Here is a 17,538-nt window from a genome sequence, read left to right as displayed (position 1 = left end):
TATTTGATTGTGAGTGGATTTATCCATTTTCTATGATTTCAATTTTGTCTTTTGTTAAATCATAAAGCTGGTAAACCAATTGGTTGATTTGGTTTTCTAAATCGTCATTATCACTTATACTTTTTGCCTTGCTTTAAATCTTTTTCTCTTGAAATTTTGGTCAATTTAAAGTTTTATAATTTATCTCTGGTCAAAATGCTAACAGTCAACTCGCTGATCAAAAACGGTAAAAAAGAAAGAAATTAGACCTCGAAAAGCTAAGACAAAAAGAGGTTCAAGCTCTCATTATTTTGACGAGCAAAGTTCTTAACAAATCTTCTTCTCTAATTTGTGCAGAATTGATTCCTTTGCTTTGTGCATCGGTTTCTCTTATTAGTTCTATAGCTCGCGTTGTGTCTTTCATACTATAATTTTTAGATGCATAGATATAATCTTTCACAAAATATGGTGGAACTCCTAATGCTCTAGCTGCATTTGATTCACTTTTATTATTCAGAGCATGATAAGTCAATATTTTATTAAAGTAATTAAACATCAAACCTAAGCTTAGCAAGAGCGGATGATTTTTAGGATTTTGGGCAAAGTATTTTGCGATTTTTTGAGCCTTAAACTCATCTTTTATACCTATAGCATTTATCAATTCAAAGTTGTTGTAATCTTTGCTAATACCAACGTTATCTTCAATATGCTCGGGTTTTATTGTTGTTGATTTTGGAAGTATCTGTTTGAGTTTTTCTAATTCTTTATTGATATTTGAAATATTGTTACCGAGAAATTCTAACAACATTTTAGAAGCTTTGGGTTCAATGCTGTAATCTGATTTTTTCAGACTACTATTCATCCATTTGATGATGTGTTTTTCATAGATCTTACCTGTTTGGTAAAATTCATATTTTTTCTTAATGTCTTTGAATACTTTCTTTCTACCATCAACTTTTTTATGCTTAAAACACAAAACTAATATAGTTGAGAGTTGAGGATTGTTGACATAAGCTTCTAGTTTTTCAATATTTTTCAGTTGTTGAGCTTCTCTGACTATTATGACTTGGTGGTCAGCCATCATAGGATAACGCTTAGCAGCATTGATTAATTCTTCAATATCCGTATCTTTGCCGTACAAAATGGTTTGATTAAAGGCTTTTTGCTCTTGAGGGAGTACATTTTGCTCGATATAATTAGATATTAAATCCACAAAATAGGTTTCATCAACACCTACAAGCACATAAATGGGTTTGTATTTTTTTTGTTGAAGACGTTTGAGTAAAGCTTCAGCGTTTTCCATAAAAGCCAGTTATAATAATTTGCAATTTAAACAATATATAAGAATGCAAAATCTTAATTTTCCGAAATACGATTTTAGGTTTCAAAAATACAACGATAAAATTAGGATTTTTTCAGTCTTGAGAAAAAAATTTATTGTACTTACGCCAGAAGAATGGGTGAGGCAACATTGTGTGAATTTTTTAATTGAAGAAAAAGGCTGTTCAACAGCTTTGATGAACGAAGAAAAGAAAGTTGTTATCAACAATATGTCAAAACGCTATGACATTGTTGTTTTTGAGCCAAACGGCAAAATCCAATTGGTAGTAGAGTGCAAATCACCTGAAGTTGAAATCAATCAAGAGACTTTTGACCAAATAGCACGATACAACTTGAGTTTAAATGCTCAGTATTTGATGCTAACTAATGGATTAAATCATTACTTTTGTCAACTTGATTATAAAAATGAATCTTATATTTTTTTACAAGAGTTACCAAAATTTGATTAAATCTTGAGTATTGCTGTTGTCATATTGAACTGGAATGGTCTTGAGCTTCTTAAAACGTTTTTGCCCAGTGTAGTTAAGCATTCTGCTGAAGCTCAAATTTACGTTATTGACAATGCTTCTGCAGATGATTCTGTATCTTTTCTAAAAGCCAATTATCCCAAAATAAAAATTATTTCAAACTCAACAAATGCAGGTTATGCGGGTGGATATAATCAAGGTTTAAAGCACGTCGATGCAGATATTTATATTCTATTAAACAATGATGTATCGGTATGCGAAAACTGGTTAAAACCAATCATAGCTGCTTTTGATACGCATAATGATGTTGCGGTAATTCAACCAAAAATACTTGACTATAACAAACCAGACTATTTTGAATATGCTGGTGCTGCAGGTGGTTTTCTTGATATTTGTGGCTATCCGTATTGTAGAGGTAGAATTTTTAATACACTTGAAAAAGACAAGGGTCAATACAACAAAGATACAGAAATATTATGGGCAAGCGGAGCCTGTTTAATTGTGAAACGTAAAGTGTTTTGGGACATTGGAGCCTTTGATGAAATGTATTTTGCCCATCAAGAAGAAATAGATTTGTGTTGGCGAATACACAATTCAGGTTATAAAATATGGTATTGTCATCAATCTTGTGTCTATCATCTTGGCGGTGGCACATTAAGTGCTTTTCATCCACAAAAAACATTTTTAAATTTCAGAAACTCCTTATTTAATATCACCAAAAATGTACCATCGCCGTGGTATGTTTTTATCATTTTTAAGCGTTTACTTTTAGATGGTTTAGCTTGTGTGAGATTTTTATTTTTAGGACAATTCAAACACATTTTTGCGGTTTTTAGAGCACATTTATCGTTTTATCAAAACAGTTTTAAAATCATCAAGAAGCGTGAAAAAGCATTAATTTTTTTTAAGTATCACTCAACTTGGTCTATTGTTTTTCAATATTTTATACTGAGAAAAAAAATTTTTGATGATATAAATTAGATCTACTTAAATTGAACTCAAGTAAACTAAAGTGCTTAACAATACATCAAAAAAATCATCTATATATCCGCTGTTGATTTATCCAACGACGATATTTTTGTGCATTTCTGTTATGCTCACTTAAAGTTTTCGCAAAAATATGATACCCTGGATTGGTTGTGCTGGCGACAAAATACAAATAATTGTGTTTTTCGTAATTCAATACTGCGTCAATCGAAGAAATATCAGGCATGATTAACGGTGCTGGTGGTAAACCGGCGTACTTATATGTATTAAAAGGGGAATCGATTGTCAAGTCTTTGGTCAATACTCTTTTTATGATGGTATCTGGCTTTTGATATTTTTGTTTTAGGGCGTAAATTACTGTTGGGTCGGCTTGTAGTTTCAAACCTCGTTTAAGTCTGTTGATATAAACGCCTGCCACTTTTGGTCGTTCATCAACTTTTGCCGTTTCTTTTTGAACGATAGAAGCCAAAACGGAAACTTCTAATCGGCTAAGATTTATAGCTTTTCGTTTTTCTTCTCGAGTTGAGTTCCAAAATATTTCATATTGATGAAGTAAACGTTTTTGAATATCTTTGGGTTCAGCATTCCAATAAAACTCATAAGTATTTGGTATATAAAGTGATAGAGACTGTTGAGTCGTCATTTTTTTGGCTTTTAAAAAAGAGTCATCACTAAAGGCCTTATATATTTCTAAAGAATCGGCATCAAACTGTAATGCCAATATTCCACTCAGTTCGGCTAAGCTTTCCGCATTATTAAAAGTAATATTTATCGGTGTATTTTGGCTTCTTAACACATTAACAATATCATTGTTGTTCATATCTTTTTTTATAATAAAATGACCCGCTTGAGGTTGATATTGCTTTCGCTTCGCCACATTGACAAAACTTTTGGTGTCTTTAAGCAAAGGGGTTAACCTTTTGATAAGACTGTCATAATTGTCGTTTTTTGAGATATAAACCGAAGCCGATTGAGACTCAAAAGAAGTGTTGGGCAAAAAAACAGCTTGATAAATCATAAAGCTGAAATAGCCTAAAATCAAAACCGCTACAACCGCTATAAACAATAAGATTTTTTTAATGTACATCTTTTATTTTTTGATAAATGGCTTGAGAATGAAATTGACTATGATGAAAATTCCAGTCTTTTTGCTCGCCAGTTTTCACAAAACCGCAAGATTCAAAAAGTTTGATACTTTCTATATTATTCAATTCAATGTAGGCAAAAAATTGATGCAAGTCTAAGTGATCAAACCCATATTTTAAAACAGCTTTAATCGCTTCTTTGGCATAACCTTGACCCCGAAAAGATTCTTCTACCACAATCCCTAAGCCAGCACGTTTGTGTCGTGGCGAAAAATCATAAATATCGATAAAACCAACACGTTGGTTGTTATCGTTTTTGCAAATCACCAGTCGCAATTGTTTGACATCAAAAATATCGCGATGCCGATTGTCTAAATAATTTTTTAAAATATCATTAGAAAATGGCGTTTGGGTGTTGCTTAAATGCCAAAGCTTCTCATCGTTTTCAATATGTTCTAAAAATGACAAATCTTCAGCTTCTAAAGCTCTAAGATATATATGTTTAGCACCAAAACTCAACATTCAATCTCTCCTTTAAAGACCATTTCCACAGGCCCGATTAACCAAATATTTTTATAACCTGAAGTTGATTTTTCAAATTTGACTTTTAAATTCCCTCCAAGTGTTTCAATATCAACCGTATTAGTGGAAACCAAATTTTGATAAGCAGCAGCTATCGCAACTGCGGTAACGCCTGTGCCACATGACAAGGTTTCATCTTCAACACCTCTTTCGTATGTCCTGATATTGAGTTTGTTATCTACTAAGTGTGCAAAATTTACATTGATACCTTCTGTTTTAAAGGCTTTAGAATATCTGATTTCAGCTCCTTTTTTAGGAACATCTATGTTTTTTGTGTTTTCTACAAATGACACATAATGTGGCGAACCTGTATCTAAAACAATATCGCTATCAAAATAGTTAATTTTATGAACATCTGTCATTTTTAACTCTACTTGGTTTTCAGTATCAATTATGGCTTGATGTAAACCATCAACAGCTTCAAAAGTACATTGTTCACTGATCAAGCCTAAGTATTTTGCAAATGCAACAATACATCGTCCACCATTGCCACACATACTGCTTTCGCGACCGTCGGCGTTATAGTAAAGCATTTTAAAATCAACTTTATTAGAATTTTCTAAGCAAATTAATCCATCTGCTCCAATCCCAAATTTACGATTGCATAATTTTTTAACAAGTTTGGTATCGTTTTTGAAAACCTGTTTGCGGTTATCAATAATGACAAAATCGTTACCTGTGCCTTGGTATTTATAAAATTGTAATTGTTGAGTCATAACTATAAATTGGATGTCAAATATACAATTTTTAACCAAGTGAAATCGGGTTAAAATGTCGTTAAACTTAACGGTGTTTAGTCTTTAAAAAATTTAATTTTGAATATAAAAAATATAGAATTATGAAGAAATTTATGAGTTATCTCGGTATCGCTATTTTAGGTGGAATGATAAGCTTAGGAACTTATCAATTTTTGATTGAACCTCATCAGATACAATCTGAAGAAAATGTAATTAACTTTGACCAGCCCAAAGTGCATCAGACGGCTGCTTACAATTATTCAAATTTAGTGCCTGAGAATTTTAATTTCACTGAAGCAGCTAATAGCACTGTAAATAAAGTCGTCAACGTCAAAAATGTTTCAACTTATTCCAGTCCACAAAGTTTTTTTGAATATTATTTTGGTCAAGGTTCTGGTGAAACCAAAAAAGCAGTAAGAGGTATCGGTTCGGGTGTTATCATCACGCCAGATGGATATATCGTAACCAACTATCACGTGATAAAAGGAGCAAGTGAAGTTGAAATCACATTAAACAATAATAAAACCTATCAAGCTGAAGTGATTGGCAGTGCACCAGATAGTGATATCGCTCTGCTCAAAATTGATGCTCAAGATTTAGATTATATTTCTTTTGGAGACTCAGATCATATCAATCTTGGCGAATGGGTTTTGGCGGTTGGCAATCCATTTAATTTAACTTCCACAGTTACGGCAGGTATTATCAGTGCAAAAGGTCGTAGCCTTGATGAATCTAACAATATGATACAATCCTTTATTCAAACCGATGCTGCGGTTAATCCAGGCAATAGCGGTGGAGCTTTAGTCAATGCTAAAGGCGAATTAATTGGAATCAACACGGCTATTACTTCTAGAACTGGAAGTTATGTTGGCTATTCATTTGCCATTCCTTCCAACAATGTCAAAAAAATAGTTGAAGATTTAATAGAATACGGCAATGTTCAAAAAGCCATTCTCGGAGTGAGAGGAACTGACATTACGCCTGAAAACTACAAGCAGTTTGATGATATACAACAAACACAAGGGTTTTATGTAGCTAAAGTTGACAACGGAAGCGGTGCTCAAAAAGCAGGTCTTCAAGAAAAAGATGTCATCATAAAACTTGACGATATCAAAATCAGAAAGTTTTCAGACTTAAGTGGGTACATCAGCTCAAAAAACCCTGGAGATCGCGTTTTAGTAACTTACATTAGAAATGGTCAAATCAAAACCACAACGGTAACTCTTGAAAAATACGAATACTACAGAATTAAAGAAATTGGCGTAGAAGTTATCAATGCTACTGATGACGAGCTCAAAGCTTTTGGCGTCAAAAATGGCGTTAAAATCAACAGGCTACTCAATGACAGTATGATTGCTGATAATTTGATAGGGATTTTGATTACCAAAGTTGATGACCAACCCGTGAAAGATATCAATGCCTTACGTGATATTTTAGATAATCGCGACCCATACAAGCCTTTGTCTTTAACGTTTACAGCACCAAATGGCGAGAGTAAAACCTATGTGTTTAGGTAGTTAAACAATAAATAAACAGTAACTCAAAAACTTCCATGATATATTTTTATGGAAGTTTTTTTATGTCTTAAAAATCCATTTTGATAAATAGTTTACAAAGAATTAAACCATTTATATTTTTATTTGTTTAAATTTGGATAGTTAAAAAATCTTAAATCTTTTTTTTCTTTGAACGAACTTATTATTGAATTATCTGACATCAGCCCTAAAGAGTTTTTCGGACATCACAACGCCAACATCGAACTCATCAAATCTTACTTTCCTAAGCTTAAAATTGTCGCTCGTGGTAACAAAATAAAAGTTTATGGCAACGAAGAACGCTTAGAAGAATTTGACAAGCGTTTTGCTATGATTTTAGAACACTTCACAAAATACAATAAGATTGATGAAAACAGCATAGAACGCATTTTAACCAGCGAATCTTCTGCGGATTATACCACGCCACAAAGTGCTTCTGAAGTTTTGGTTCACGGCGTTGGTGGTCGCAATATCAAAGCACAAACTTCCAATCAACGCAAACTTGTTGAACTGATGAACAAAAACGATATGGTGTTTGCCATCGGTCCTGCAGGAACAGGTAAAACCTACACTGGCGTTGCTTTGGCGGTAAGAGCCTTAAAACAAAAACAAGTCAGACGCATTATCTTAACCCGACCTGCGGTTGAAGCAGGCGAAAACCTCGGTTTCTTGCCAGGCGACCTCAAAGAAAAACTCGATCCGTATATGCAACCGCTTTACGATGCTTTACGCGATATGATTCCACCAGAAAAACTCGATAACTATATCGAAAAAGGCATCATCCAAATTGCCCCAATGGCATTTATGCGCGGTAGAACTCTCGATCACGCTTTTGTGATTCTCGATGAAGCTCAAAACACCACACACGCCCAGATGAAAATGTTTCTGACCAGAATGGGCAAAAACGCCAAATTTATGATCACTGGCGATACAAGTCAAGTAGATTTACCAAGACGCATCATTTCAGGACTTAAAGAAGCCTTGCTCATTCTAAAAGATGTCAAAGGCGTCGGCATCATTTATTTAGACGACAAAGATGTCATTCGTCACAAGCTCGTCAAAAAAGTGATAGCTGCATACAAATCAATAGAAAATCAAAATTAACTATACATAATTTATGTTAAAAAGCTTAACTCATACCAATTTTACATTTCCTAACCAAACCGATTATTATCAAGGTAAGGTTAGAAATGTTTATACTATAAACGATGATATTCTCATCATTATCGCCACTGATAGATTAAGTGCTTTTGATGTGGTTTTGCCCCAAGGTATTCCGTACAAAGGTCAAATTTTAAATCAATTAGCCACTTATATGTTGGACAAAACCCAACACGAAGTGCCCAATTGGCTCATCTCATCGCCACATCCAAACGTCAGTATTGGTCATAAATGCGAACCGTTTAAAGTTGAAATGGTGGTCAGGCAATATCTCACGGGTCACGCTTATCGAGAATACAAAGCAGGAAAACGAGAGCTTTGCGGGGTGAAATTGCCTGACGGTCTTAAAGAACACGACCAGTTTGAACAACCTATCATCACGCCAACCACCAAAGCTGAGCAAGGCGACCACGATCAAGATATTTCAAAAGAAGAAATTCTAAAACAAAATATTGTCAGACAAGAAGACTATAAAACATTAGAAGAATACAGCCTCAAGTTGTTTGAAATGGGAACAACACTTGCCAAATCTCGTGGCTTGCTTCTTGTTGACACAAAATACGAATTTGGTAAAACTGCGGATGGCAAAATTGTCGTTATTGATGAAATTCACACGCCAGATTCGTCGCGTTATTTTTATGCTGACACCTATCAAGAGCTTCAAGACAAGGGCGAAAAACAAAAACAACTCTCCAAAGAGTTTGTCCGTGAATGGCTAATGAAACAAGGCTTTCAAGGCAAAACAGGACAGCAAATACCCGATTTGCCTGATGATTTTATAACGCACGTTACCGATAGATATATTGAACTTTATGAAAAAATCACAAATCAAAAATTCGAACCTTTAGCTTACAATTCTATTGAAAGCGATATTAAAAACACAATTGATCAATTTTTAAAACAGTAATTATGAATTACAAACAAATTTTAATCTTAATCTTTATTATGGCTATAAGTAAATCATTTACTTCTTGCGATTCAAAAGACAAAAACGCCAAAGCTGAATTCAATTCGTCTGATGTCATCAAAAAAATGAACGTTAAAGAGAAAGCCCAATTAGTGGTTGGCACAGGAATGTATCTCCCATTACCTGATTCTATTCTAAAACAATTGCCTATAGAATTGAAGGATAGACTTGACTATAATTCAGAATATGGCAAAATGGTCAAAAAAATTCGTCAATATTTGCCAGGTTCTGCTGGTGTAACTGCCGAGTTTCCTCAATATGGCATTACCAGTCAAACCCTTGCAGATGGTCCAGCGGGTTTAAGGATTTTACCAACTCGAGAAGGTCAGGAAGGTACGTTTTACGCCACAGCATTTCCAATAGGCACTTTACTGGCATCGACTTGGAACAAAGAATTAGTAAACAAAGTTGGACATGCCATGGGCGAAGAAGTTTTAGAATACGGTGCAGATGTTTTGTTAGCTCCAGCACTTAATCTGCAACGTGATCCTTTAAACGGCAGAAATTTTGAATACTATTCTGAAGATCCATTAGTGTCAGGTAAAACAGCTTCGGCTATGATTAATGGCATCCAGTCTAATGGCGTTGGCACTTCTATTAAGCATTTTGCTGTCAACAACCAAGAAACTAATAGATTAACGGTCAATACTATACTTTCAGAACGGGCTTTGCGCGAATTGTATTTAAGAGGTTTTGAAATTGCCGTGAAAGAAGCCAAACCTTGGACAGTGATGTCGTCTTACAACAAAGTCAATGGCAAATATACTTCAGAAGATAAAGACTTATTGACTACTATTTTACGAGACGAATGGGGTTTTGATGGCTACGTCATGACTGATTGGGGCGGTGGAAGCGATATTGTAGCTCAGCTCAAATCAGGCAATGATATGATTCAACCTGGCTCACCCGAACAAATTGACGAAGTGGTCAATGCCGTTAAAAAAGGCGATTTAAAAGAAAGTGAATTAGATAAAAATGTAGAGCGAATTTTAGACGTTATGCAAAAAACGCCTAGATTTAAAGGTTATGAACCTACAAATCAACCCGACTTAAAAGCTCATGCCAAAGTTGCTAGACAAGCCGCAACCGAAGGTATGGTTTTGCTTGAAAATAAAAACAAAGCCTTACCCTTAAATCAATCCATTCAAAATATTGCTGCATTTGGTGCTAATTCTTATGACTTTATTTCAGGCGGAACAGGAAGTGGCGATGTCAATGAAGCCTATACCGTATCGCTGATAGAAGGTCTGGAAAATGCCAATTATAATATGAATGATGAATTGAAAAAGATTTATCAAAACTATATCACAGAAACCGAAAAAAACCAACCACCACCAGAAAATCAATTAACAGCTTTACTCGGTGGCAAATTGCCTATTCCTGAAATGCAATTAGATAAAGCAGTTGCTAAAAAAATGGCTAAAAAATCTGATATAGCTTTGATTACTATTGGCAGAAATGCAGGTGAAGGTGAAGATCGAAAAGCTGAAGCTGGTGATTTCTACCTCACAGACATAGAAAAATCAATGATAAAAAATGTCAGCGAAGCTTTTCACGCTCAAGGCAAAAAAGCTATTGTAATTTTGAATATTGCTGGCGTAATAGAAACAGCGTCTTGGAAAAACATTCCTGATGCTATTTTATGTACGTGGTTACCTGGTCAAGAAGCAGGTGATGCAGTTGTTGATGTATTAAGTGGAAAAACAAATCCTTCGGGTAAACTGGCAGCTACGTTTCCAAAACTTTACAAAGACACCTCAACCTCAGACTATTTTCCAGGTTATGCTGTAGAAGGTGATGCTGATGATAAGCAAGATGAGTCTGGATTTTCATTTATGAAGCGTGAGCCTTGGGAAGTGGTTTATCAAGAGGACATTTTTGTAGGTTATCGGTATTTTCAAACATTTGATGTTCCCGTTTCTTACGAATTTGGCTATGGTCAATCTTACACGAGCTTTGAATATGACAATTTAAAATTAGATAAAACCAATTTTAAAGATAATTTAAAAATAACAGTAAATATTAAAAACACAGGTGAAGTCAGCGGAAAAGAAGTGGTTCAAGTTTATGTTTCTGCACCCAATGGCAAACTGATAAAACCCAAATCTGAACTCGTTGCTTTTGGTAAAACCAAATCTTTAGAACCTGGTCAATCTGAAACCTTAAGCTTTGACATTTCTGCTAAAGACCTCGCTTCTTTTGATGAAGACAACTCTGCATGGCTTGTTGAAGCTGGCGATTATGTGTTAAAAGTTGGAGCCTCATCAGAAGATATCAAATTAGAGCAAAACTTTAAGGTAAATCAAGACATTATTGTTGAAGAAGTTCATAAGGTAATGACTCCAAAACAAGAGATTGAAGTGTTGAGACCATAGATGGCGTCAAATGCTAATGGTTTTATTGAGTTAAACCCAAATTATTCAATGGAAAATTTTTGTAGGTCGGTTTTTTCGTTTCTAACTCATAAAATGTCACTTTTCATTAAATGAAATTCAAAATTTCCAAAATCTCGAGCTGTCGCCCCAATGACAAAAAAGGAAATACCCCATGCTTTGAAATAGTCGGTTAATTCTTGTAAAATAGGTTTTAATAGTGGATGATTAAATTTTTTACTGGATATGCTGTAGTTCATTGTCAAATATTTGGTTAGCTGTTTCTACATTTCTGCCATATTTACTGTTGATTAAATCGGAATAAACTAATAGTGTGGGTGCAATGTTTTGATTAGACTTATGGCTTGGCCAAAATTTTTGTCTTATTTCTACATTGCCGTTTTTATCTGGTATGAATTTTAGGGTTTTAGCTATTTCTGGCAATTCTAAATTACTGTAGATTATAAACTCTTGAGGTTTTAAATTTTCAGTTAATAAAGCACCTGCTGGTTCGCCACTCCAAAGGATATCACCTGAATTTTGATGGATTAAAGCATTTTTCCATTTTTTTTCGGCATTGGTATCAATGAATTTCATTTTACTTCTAAAGATGCGAGGCTTTAAAACCGTATTGAACTCGACTATCCATCGCTCTAAAAGTTCTTTTTGGTGTTTTAGGACTCTTTTATCCTTAGTTTTAATTAAAAAATTTAAGTCTTCAAGTTCAGCTAATACATTGCTAACAGAACCTATTGAGATATTAATTTTTTGGGCAATTTCTCTATATGAATTTTGTAAATTTTGTGGGTTATTTAAAAGATGGAAAATAATTTTTATACCTGCTTCTTGGAATGCTCTAGACTGATTGGTATGTTGTTTTAGTGTTCTTTTTTGACCTCCTACATAAATAATTAAATCATATTCTCTTATAAAAGCATTTCCAGCTGTATCTAAATAATTAAAGCCTCTTTCCTTGAGTTGGCTTGCTCCTTCTTTAGAGATGTAGTCGGCAATAAAGATTATTGGTCTATTGCTTATATTTCTTAAATCTTCTAATTGTGACAGTATAAACCCTTGGTTAGATGCTCGCATAACTGATTTTGCCATAACGATAAACTGTGTATCTTTTATTTTTAAAATAGCATCATATTTAGCTCTCGAAGTCTCAATATCTATTGATATACCAGAGAGGCTTTCTAAGTTTGCTACTGCTTCATAAATAAAATCATTGTTTTTATACATCATATATGTTCATTATTTATTAACGTTCAGTGACAATGAACATACAAATATAATGAACGTTTCTTTTAATACTAACATTTCAACTTTATTATTCAGCATAAAAATTTTTCTAAGTCAGAGTGTCATTATTCACAAACCCTCGTCAAAGCTATGTTTTGGTCGGCTATTATGGAGGGATTATGCTCTAATGTATAATTTGGGTTTAAATTGGTGTTATTTCCCAATACAAAAAGTAATTAGTATTGATTATCAGCTATTTACGTTTTTGGGGGTACAAATAGGGTACATATTAATACCAATAACCATAAAACAAAGCCAAATTTAAGTTTATTTATTGAAGACTTACAAAATAGAAAATAAGAAACTTTCCGTTTAATATTTCAACTTAACATTGCCCTTTCAATTTCTTCGTATGGTATGCTTTCAGCTTTCTGTATTTGTTCCATTATTCGCAAATACTTTTTAGTTGGCTTTCCTGCATAAGTCTTTTTAAAGTGCTTTTGGTAAAGTTGGCTGTAAAGGTCATCTGTTCTGAAATACGCCACTAATGTTTTATCCAGTTGCCTGTACTTCTTACTTTGGGTTTGTGTTTCGTACATACAACCGTTAAAGGCTTCACGGTGTAAAAAGTAACCGCCTATTGAATACAGTTTACGGCAACGCTTGTTTGTTTGAGGGCAAAGGAAATACCAAATAAGCCCCTTACCTAAATTGGACGGCATAGAAACTAAACTTACTTTGTAGTTTCGGGGTTCATCTCTGTATTTGTAATCCAGTTCAATGTATGGGCGTTCGCTGTGAGTGTTTACATAAATAGAAATACTCCCTGTTGGGTTTCCGTTTCTGCTCCAGTTGAGTGTACCGCTTTTAATCTGTTCGGGGTCAAGGTAGCCCCAACCTTTCAACTTTGAAATAGATATTTGTAACGCTTCATTGTATAAGGTTGGAAATGTTGAAATTTTTGGCATTTGAAATTAATTTTGAAAATGAAACCTAAATAATTAAGGAACTTTAATAAAACAGTTAATCGTGCCAACGCTTTATTTTAAATTCGTCTGGTTCGCCAAAATTGTGTTTTACGCTTTCTGTTTTGGGTAATACATACGGCATAAGTTTACAAAGTATGTTCAGCCGTTGCACGGGGTCAAGGTCTTTGAGTGTTTCGGGTAACTGTTCAAGTTCTTTTTGCATTAAGTCTTTAAGGGTGTCCCGTATGTTTCCCGTCAATGGTTTATTGTATTCAGGTAGTTTGTTTTTCAACTCATTGTTGTAAACCGCAATTTGACTTTTCATTAAGTCTTGAATTTCGTTTGAATACCAACCGTCAAAATCTGTACAATCCAAATACTCAAAAACGCCTTCCAGTAAATAAACTTTCTGTTCGGTGGTTAATTCGTTTTTGTCATATTCTGAAATAATCAACTGCAAACCCTCAAAGGGCTTTTCCCTGTGGCTTTCACTTGCAATATTTATACTCTTTTCATACAACTGCATAAGTTTATTAAAGTCGCTGAATAGTTGTTTTTCTAATGCTTTACGAATGGTTTTTAAGGCGTAACCGTTCCAATGTTCGTTTTCTGTTTTAAAGTAGCTTTCAAGTGCCTGTACTTCTTTTGTGTTCATATCAATTTGAATTTATGGTTAATACTTGTTTCAATTCCTGTAATCGGTTCAGGTATGGTAAAAAAGTTCGTTTGCCGTTGTTCGCTTTCACGGTGGCAAAGTGGCTTTCAATGAATAGGGAACAATCCGTTATTGTGCTGCACCTGTTCAGCTTTACGGGTTGGGTTGGTAGTTCAATACTTGCAAAGTAGTTTTCAAGTTCTGCAATATCATTGCCCCAGTTTTCGGGCTGTTCTCTTATTGGTTCAGGTTGGAATGCCTCAACTTTGGGTAAGGGTTCAGGCTGCGAAAAAAAAGTTTTTTTTGGGGCTTCACGTTTTTCACGTTTTTCACGGGTTGAGGTTTCAACTGGTTCAGGTTCGGGCTGTGGTGTTTCTTTTATGTCCTGCTTTCTGAATAGTCGCCAATCCTGTTTTATAAGATAGTCTGCAATGTCTTTGCCTTGCTCTTTGTCCTGCTGTGGTGCTAACTGTTCCAATAAGTCCGAAACCTGAAAGTATGTACCCTGTAAACGCTTTTGTATTTCGGCTGCCTTATTGCTCCATAACTCAAAGGCTTTACCGTCTTTTGATAGGTCGGGAAACAAAAAAACATTCCTACCTTTCAGGGCTTTGCACTTTTTGAGGTTTAAACTACTTAAATTGTAAACTGCCAACCAAAGTAAGTTTGTAGGCTGTTCAGGGAAACCAAAATACAACGTGCCATAAATAGCCGTTTTAGGGGCTTCAACCAACGCAACGGGGTTGTATGGGTATTTACTTAAAAGGTGTTCGCCAAACAAACAGGAAACCTTTGTTTCGTTCTTATTGTAGGCTTCTAACCATTCGGGCAACGGCTTATTGTTTCGGGTGTGGTGCTTTTCAATAATAGAGTGTAAAAAGTCCGTGCCTGTGGTGTGGTTCTGTTCGTCAAACTGCTTTACCTGAATAGCCCTTACCTTGTTTTGAATGTCAATAAAAGGAAAGGTATTTGCCCCTTTACGGTAGCCATTTTGTACCGTACCTAAATGATACAATGAAATAACCTTTTCAATGTCCTGCACTTCAAAAGGAAAAGGAACACGCTGTAAAAGTGTTTGAATAAATGTATTCTGTTCATATCCTGCACGGGTACGGTTGAATACCTCAACGGGAATAAACGCCCTTTTGGGCTTGTTTACGGGCTTCTTTATTCGTTTTGGTTGCTGTGGCTTCCAGTCTGTTTTATTGCCTTGTTCCTGCTCCCAAATAGCCTTAGCGTAACCGTCTTTGTATGGGTTAAGAAAATAACCGCATTTGCTTTCACGGTCGCAACGTCCGTACTGTTCGGGCAAGTATTCGCCTGTTTGGGTATCAATGTACCTTACAAATCGTTTTTTATCACAATTCGGGCAACCGTGCTTTTTACTTCCTTTTTCAAATATGTAACGGTGTTCTGTATTCATCGGTTTACGGTTTAAACTGGTTTATTAAACTCTTTACTCTATCGGTTTAACAGTTTAAAAGCGTATATTACGCTTTAAACTAAACCGTCATTAAAAAATATCTTCTTCATCTTGTAAACCTTTGTAATCTCCCAACGTGTAAGGGCTTTTCCTTTTTTCTTGAAGTAACCAACCGTTATTTTTACAGTCTGTAATAAGTTCTTTTGCTCTATTATCTCCTAACTTGTTATTAAACTGTTTTTTGTAAGCCAATTTTATTTGAATAACTAAATTTGAATAAGTGAAGTTATCGCCTTTACTAAATACTTCTGTAAGTAATTGGTATTTTTTGAAGTCTTCTAAATCGGTAACATCAAATTTATTTTTCTTAGTTTCTGTTCTTATTTCAAAGTCTTCTACAATTATAGGTAAACCAAATTCGTTAATTTCAAACGCAAAAGGCTCAGGCTCTTTGTTTCTGCATTGTTGGGCTTCAACAATTGAAATATCTTTGTCCTGTTCGTTTTTAGTAACAGAAAGAACGGTTTCAGCCTTATTTATTAATTCTGTACCAATATGCCCCCTTGCGTTGTTATCGCTCTTATTTTGATGCAATACGGTTATAATATGTATGTTCTTTTCCTCTGTCCACTTTAATAAGTTACTGGCTATCATTGTGGCTTCGGCTTCATCGTTTATTGAGTTTATTAAGTCTTTTATACCGTCTATAATAACAAAGCCCAAATTTGAAGTATTATAAATTGCATATTCTATTAATTTAAGCCTATCTGACGGCTTTAAACTCCTTAAACCAAATACTTGTAAGTTGTTAGGTTCAGCAATGTTTATCTGCTTACAAATACGTTTTAAAGCTAATTGAACGTGGTATTTACCTTGTTCGGTATCAAAGTATAATACGGTGTTTTGTTCGTTCGGTAAAACTCCTTTAAATTGATTTAGTATAGTATCTTTACTTAGTACAGTTGAAACGGCTATATTGATAAAAAATGATTTTCGGCTTTTTGCTTTTCCTATTATTAATGAGAAATTGCCTAACGTACCTAATACAATATCATTATCACTTACTTGCTTCCAAGCTGCTTGAGGTGGTTTTAATTCATCAGTAGGGTTTACTCTTAATTCTTGAAGTAATTCTGCTTCGGGCTTTACTGTTAATTCCTGAATATGGTTAGTAAAGGTTTCTGCCTTTGCCAAGTCGTCAAACTGTGGGTTTATCTTAGTTGCTTTCATTGATATTGGCTTTTGTGGTTGGTAAATAGCTTTTATCACTTGAAAGAAATTGAACGCCCCTGCTTAATGTAGTGGGGCATTGCCCTATGTATGCAACAAACAGGCGTTTTTCATTGACTAACTGCGTTTTTAAACGGCAAATGTACTTTTGGTTAATTCCCGTTTCTTTTGTGAGTGTGGACGCTGTTTTTGGCTCAATAGCTGTTTTTTCAATTAACCTGCGTATTGCTTCCTGCTTAAATATTCCTTTGTAATTTGATACCTCAAAACTTTGCGCAATGGTTTTATGCTCAATTACTTCGGGAAATTTAGAAAGGGTCTGTAAATAGCTTATTAACCGCTTTTTATTCGTATCTTGTGGCTGTCTTTTATGCTGAAAAGCATTAGCCTTGTTGTTTTGGTTTTCCATTACTTCAAGGCTTTTTTATTGTTAGACAAATACGCTTCTGCTTCCTGCTCAATTTCAGCGTTTGACTTTTTGCGTCCCTCTTTGAGGTACTCCATAAGTTCGGTACTTGAAAAGTACAGGCGTTTACTTCTTTTCATTACGGGCAATTCGCCTTTACTTACCTTGCTGTAAATGGTAGGTACTGTAAGGTTTAAAAATTGTGCAGCTTCCTGAATAGTTAAGAGTTGTTCAGGCTGATCGGTGGTGGGGTTGTTGTTTTGTACTGCTTTAAGAATGTTTGCAGTAACTCGCTCCGAAATATCAGTTATGAGTTTTTCGGGGTCAATAGGACTTAATACTAAATTGTGCATAATCTTTAATTTTAAATTATGCACCAAAATTGACGGGGCGTTTTTCGG

The 17,538-nt window shown here is 34.7% G+C and carries 17 protein-coding genes; 6 read left to right on the top strand and 11 right to left on the bottom strand.

What is annotated here, in order from left to right:
• Positions 1–274: 274 nt before the first annotated feature.
• Positions 275–1,282, bottom strand: a complete 1,008-nt coding sequence (gene holA, locus ACSSV5_RS09490; protein ID WP_454245681.1) for a DNA polymerase III subunit delta — start codon at positions 1,280–1,282, stop codon at positions 275–277.
• A 43-nt stretch (positions 1,283–1,325) separates the two neighbouring features.
• Between holA and ACSSV5_RS09485 the strand changes: the two genes are divergently transcribed.
• Together ACSSV5_RS09485 and ACSSV5_RS09480 are read left to right on the top strand one after the other, a co-directional pair.
• Complete coding sequence (locus ACSSV5_RS09485; protein ID WP_211066720.1) at positions 1,326–1,769, top strand: type I restriction enzyme HsdR N-terminal domain-containing protein; 444 nt, start codon at positions 1,326–1,328, stop codon at positions 1,767–1,769.
• Between the two features lie 3 nt (positions 1,770–1,772).
• On the top strand, positions 1,773–2,768 hold the full coding sequence (locus ACSSV5_RS09480) for a glycosyltransferase family 2 protein (RefSeq protein WP_454245680.1): 996 nt from the start codon (positions 1,773–1,775) through the stop codon (positions 2,766–2,768).
• Positions 2,769–2,823: 55 nt separating this feature from the next.
• Here the strand turns inward: ACSSV5_RS09480 and mltG are convergent, their stop codons facing one another.
• Genes mltG through dapF form a run of 3 tightly spaced genes read right to left on the bottom strand, consistent with a single transcriptional unit; the run spans position 2,824 to position 5,157 of the window.
• Positions 2,824–3,861, bottom strand: a complete 1,038-nt coding sequence (gene mltG / locus ACSSV5_RS09475; protein ID WP_211066718.1) for an endolytic transglycosylase MltG — start codon at positions 3,859–3,861, stop codon at positions 2,824–2,826.
• Positions 3,851–4,381 carry a GNAT family N-acetyltransferase gene (locus tag ACSSV5_RS09470; RefSeq protein ID WP_211066717.1) on the bottom strand — a complete coding sequence of 177 codons (531 nt, stop codon included), beginning with the start codon at positions 4,379–4,381 and terminating at the stop codon, positions 3,851–3,853. Before ACSSV5_RS09470 ends, mltG begins: the two co-directional genes overlap by 11 nt.
• A complete protein-coding gene (dapF, locus tag ACSSV5_RS09465) occupies positions 4,375–5,157 on the bottom strand; it encodes a diaminopimelate epimerase (RefSeq protein WP_454245679.1) in 783 nt (260 codons plus the stop codon). The genes ACSSV5_RS09470 and dapF overlap by 7 nt, the downstream gene beginning before the upstream one ends.
• A 122-nt stretch (positions 5,158–5,279) precedes the next feature.
• Between dapF and ACSSV5_RS09460 the strand changes: the two genes are divergently transcribed.
• The 4 genes from ACSSV5_RS09460 to ACSSV5_RS09445 all read left to right on the top strand — a co-directional run bounded on the left by ACSSV5_RS09460 (position 5,280) and on the right by ACSSV5_RS09445 (position 11,216).
• On the top strand, positions 5,280–6,695 hold the full coding sequence (locus tag ACSSV5_RS09460; protein WP_454245678.1) for a trypsin-like peptidase domain-containing protein: 1,416 nt from the start codon (positions 5,280–5,282) through the stop codon (positions 6,693–6,695).
• A 168-nt stretch (positions 6,696–6,863) separates the two neighbouring features.
• The gene (locus ACSSV5_RS09455; RefSeq protein WP_454245677.1) at positions 6,864–7,817 is read left to right on the top strand and encodes a PhoH family protein; all 954 of its coding nucleotides are present in this window, start codon (positions 6,864–6,866) and stop codon (positions 7,815–7,817) included.
• A 13-nt stretch (positions 7,818–7,830) separates the two neighbouring features.
• Positions 7,831–8,781 (top strand): phosphoribosylaminoimidazolesuccinocarboxamide synthase, encoded by a 951-nt coding sequence (locus ACSSV5_RS09450; RefSeq protein ID WP_454245676.1) that lies wholly within the window; start codon positions 7,831–7,833, stop codon positions 8,779–8,781.
• Positions 8,782–8,783: 2 nt separating this feature from the next.
• The gene (locus tag ACSSV5_RS09445) at positions 8,784–11,216 is read left to right on the top strand and encodes a glycoside hydrolase family 3 N-terminal domain-containing protein (RefSeq protein WP_454245675.1); all 2,433 of its coding nucleotides are present in this window, start codon (positions 8,784–8,786) and stop codon (positions 11,214–11,216) included.
• Between the two features lie 234 nt (positions 11,217–11,450).
• Here the strand turns inward: ACSSV5_RS09445 and ACSSV5_RS09440 are convergent, their stop codons facing one another.
• From ACSSV5_RS09440 to ACSSV5_RS09410, 7 genes are all read right to left on the bottom strand, one after another.
• Positions 11,451–12,458: a type IV toxin-antitoxin system AbiEi family antitoxin gene (locus tag ACSSV5_RS09440; protein WP_454245674.1), complete on the bottom strand. Its 1,008-nt coding sequence runs from the start codon at positions 12,456–12,458 to the stop codon at positions 11,451–11,453.
• 377 nt (positions 12,459–12,835) lie between these two features.
• Entirely contained in the window at positions 12,836–13,423 is a 588-nt protein-coding gene (locus tag ACSSV5_RS09435; protein ID WP_454245673.1) for a hypothetical protein, read from the bottom strand.
• A 55-nt stretch (positions 13,424–13,478) separates the two neighbouring features.
• Entirely contained in the window at positions 13,479–14,078 is a 600-nt protein-coding gene (locus ACSSV5_RS09430) for a hypothetical protein (protein ID WP_454245672.1), read from the bottom strand.
• A 1-nt stretch (position 14,079) separates the two neighbouring features.
• Positions 14,080–15,501, bottom strand: coding sequence for a DUF6965 family protein (locus tag ACSSV5_RS09425; protein ID WP_454245671.1), 1,422 nt, complete (start codon positions 15,499–15,501; stop codon positions 14,080–14,082).
• A gap of 90 nt (positions 15,502–15,591) precedes the next feature.
• On the bottom strand, positions 15,592–16,731 hold the full coding sequence (locus ACSSV5_RS09420) for an AAA family ATPase (RefSeq protein WP_454245670.1): 1,140 nt from the start codon (positions 16,729–16,731) through the stop codon (positions 15,592–15,594).
• A complete protein-coding gene (locus ACSSV5_RS09415) occupies positions 16,718–17,140 on the bottom strand; it encodes a hypothetical protein (protein ID WP_454245669.1) in 423 nt (140 codons plus the stop codon). Before ACSSV5_RS09415 ends, ACSSV5_RS09420 begins: the two co-directional genes overlap by 14 nt.
• Positions 17,140–17,490: a helix-turn-helix domain-containing protein gene (locus ACSSV5_RS09410; protein WP_454245668.1), complete on the bottom strand. Its 351-nt coding sequence runs from the start codon at positions 17,488–17,490 to the stop codon at positions 17,140–17,142. Before ACSSV5_RS09410 ends, ACSSV5_RS09415 begins: the two co-directional genes overlap by 1 nt.
• Between the last annotated feature and the right edge of the window lie 48 nt (positions 17,491–17,538).

This window comes from Psychroflexus sp. MBR-150 (assembly GCF_053628795.1).
The sequence above is the reverse complement of the archived record's forward strand: the minus strand, read 5'-3'. Positions and strand labels throughout refer to the sequence as shown.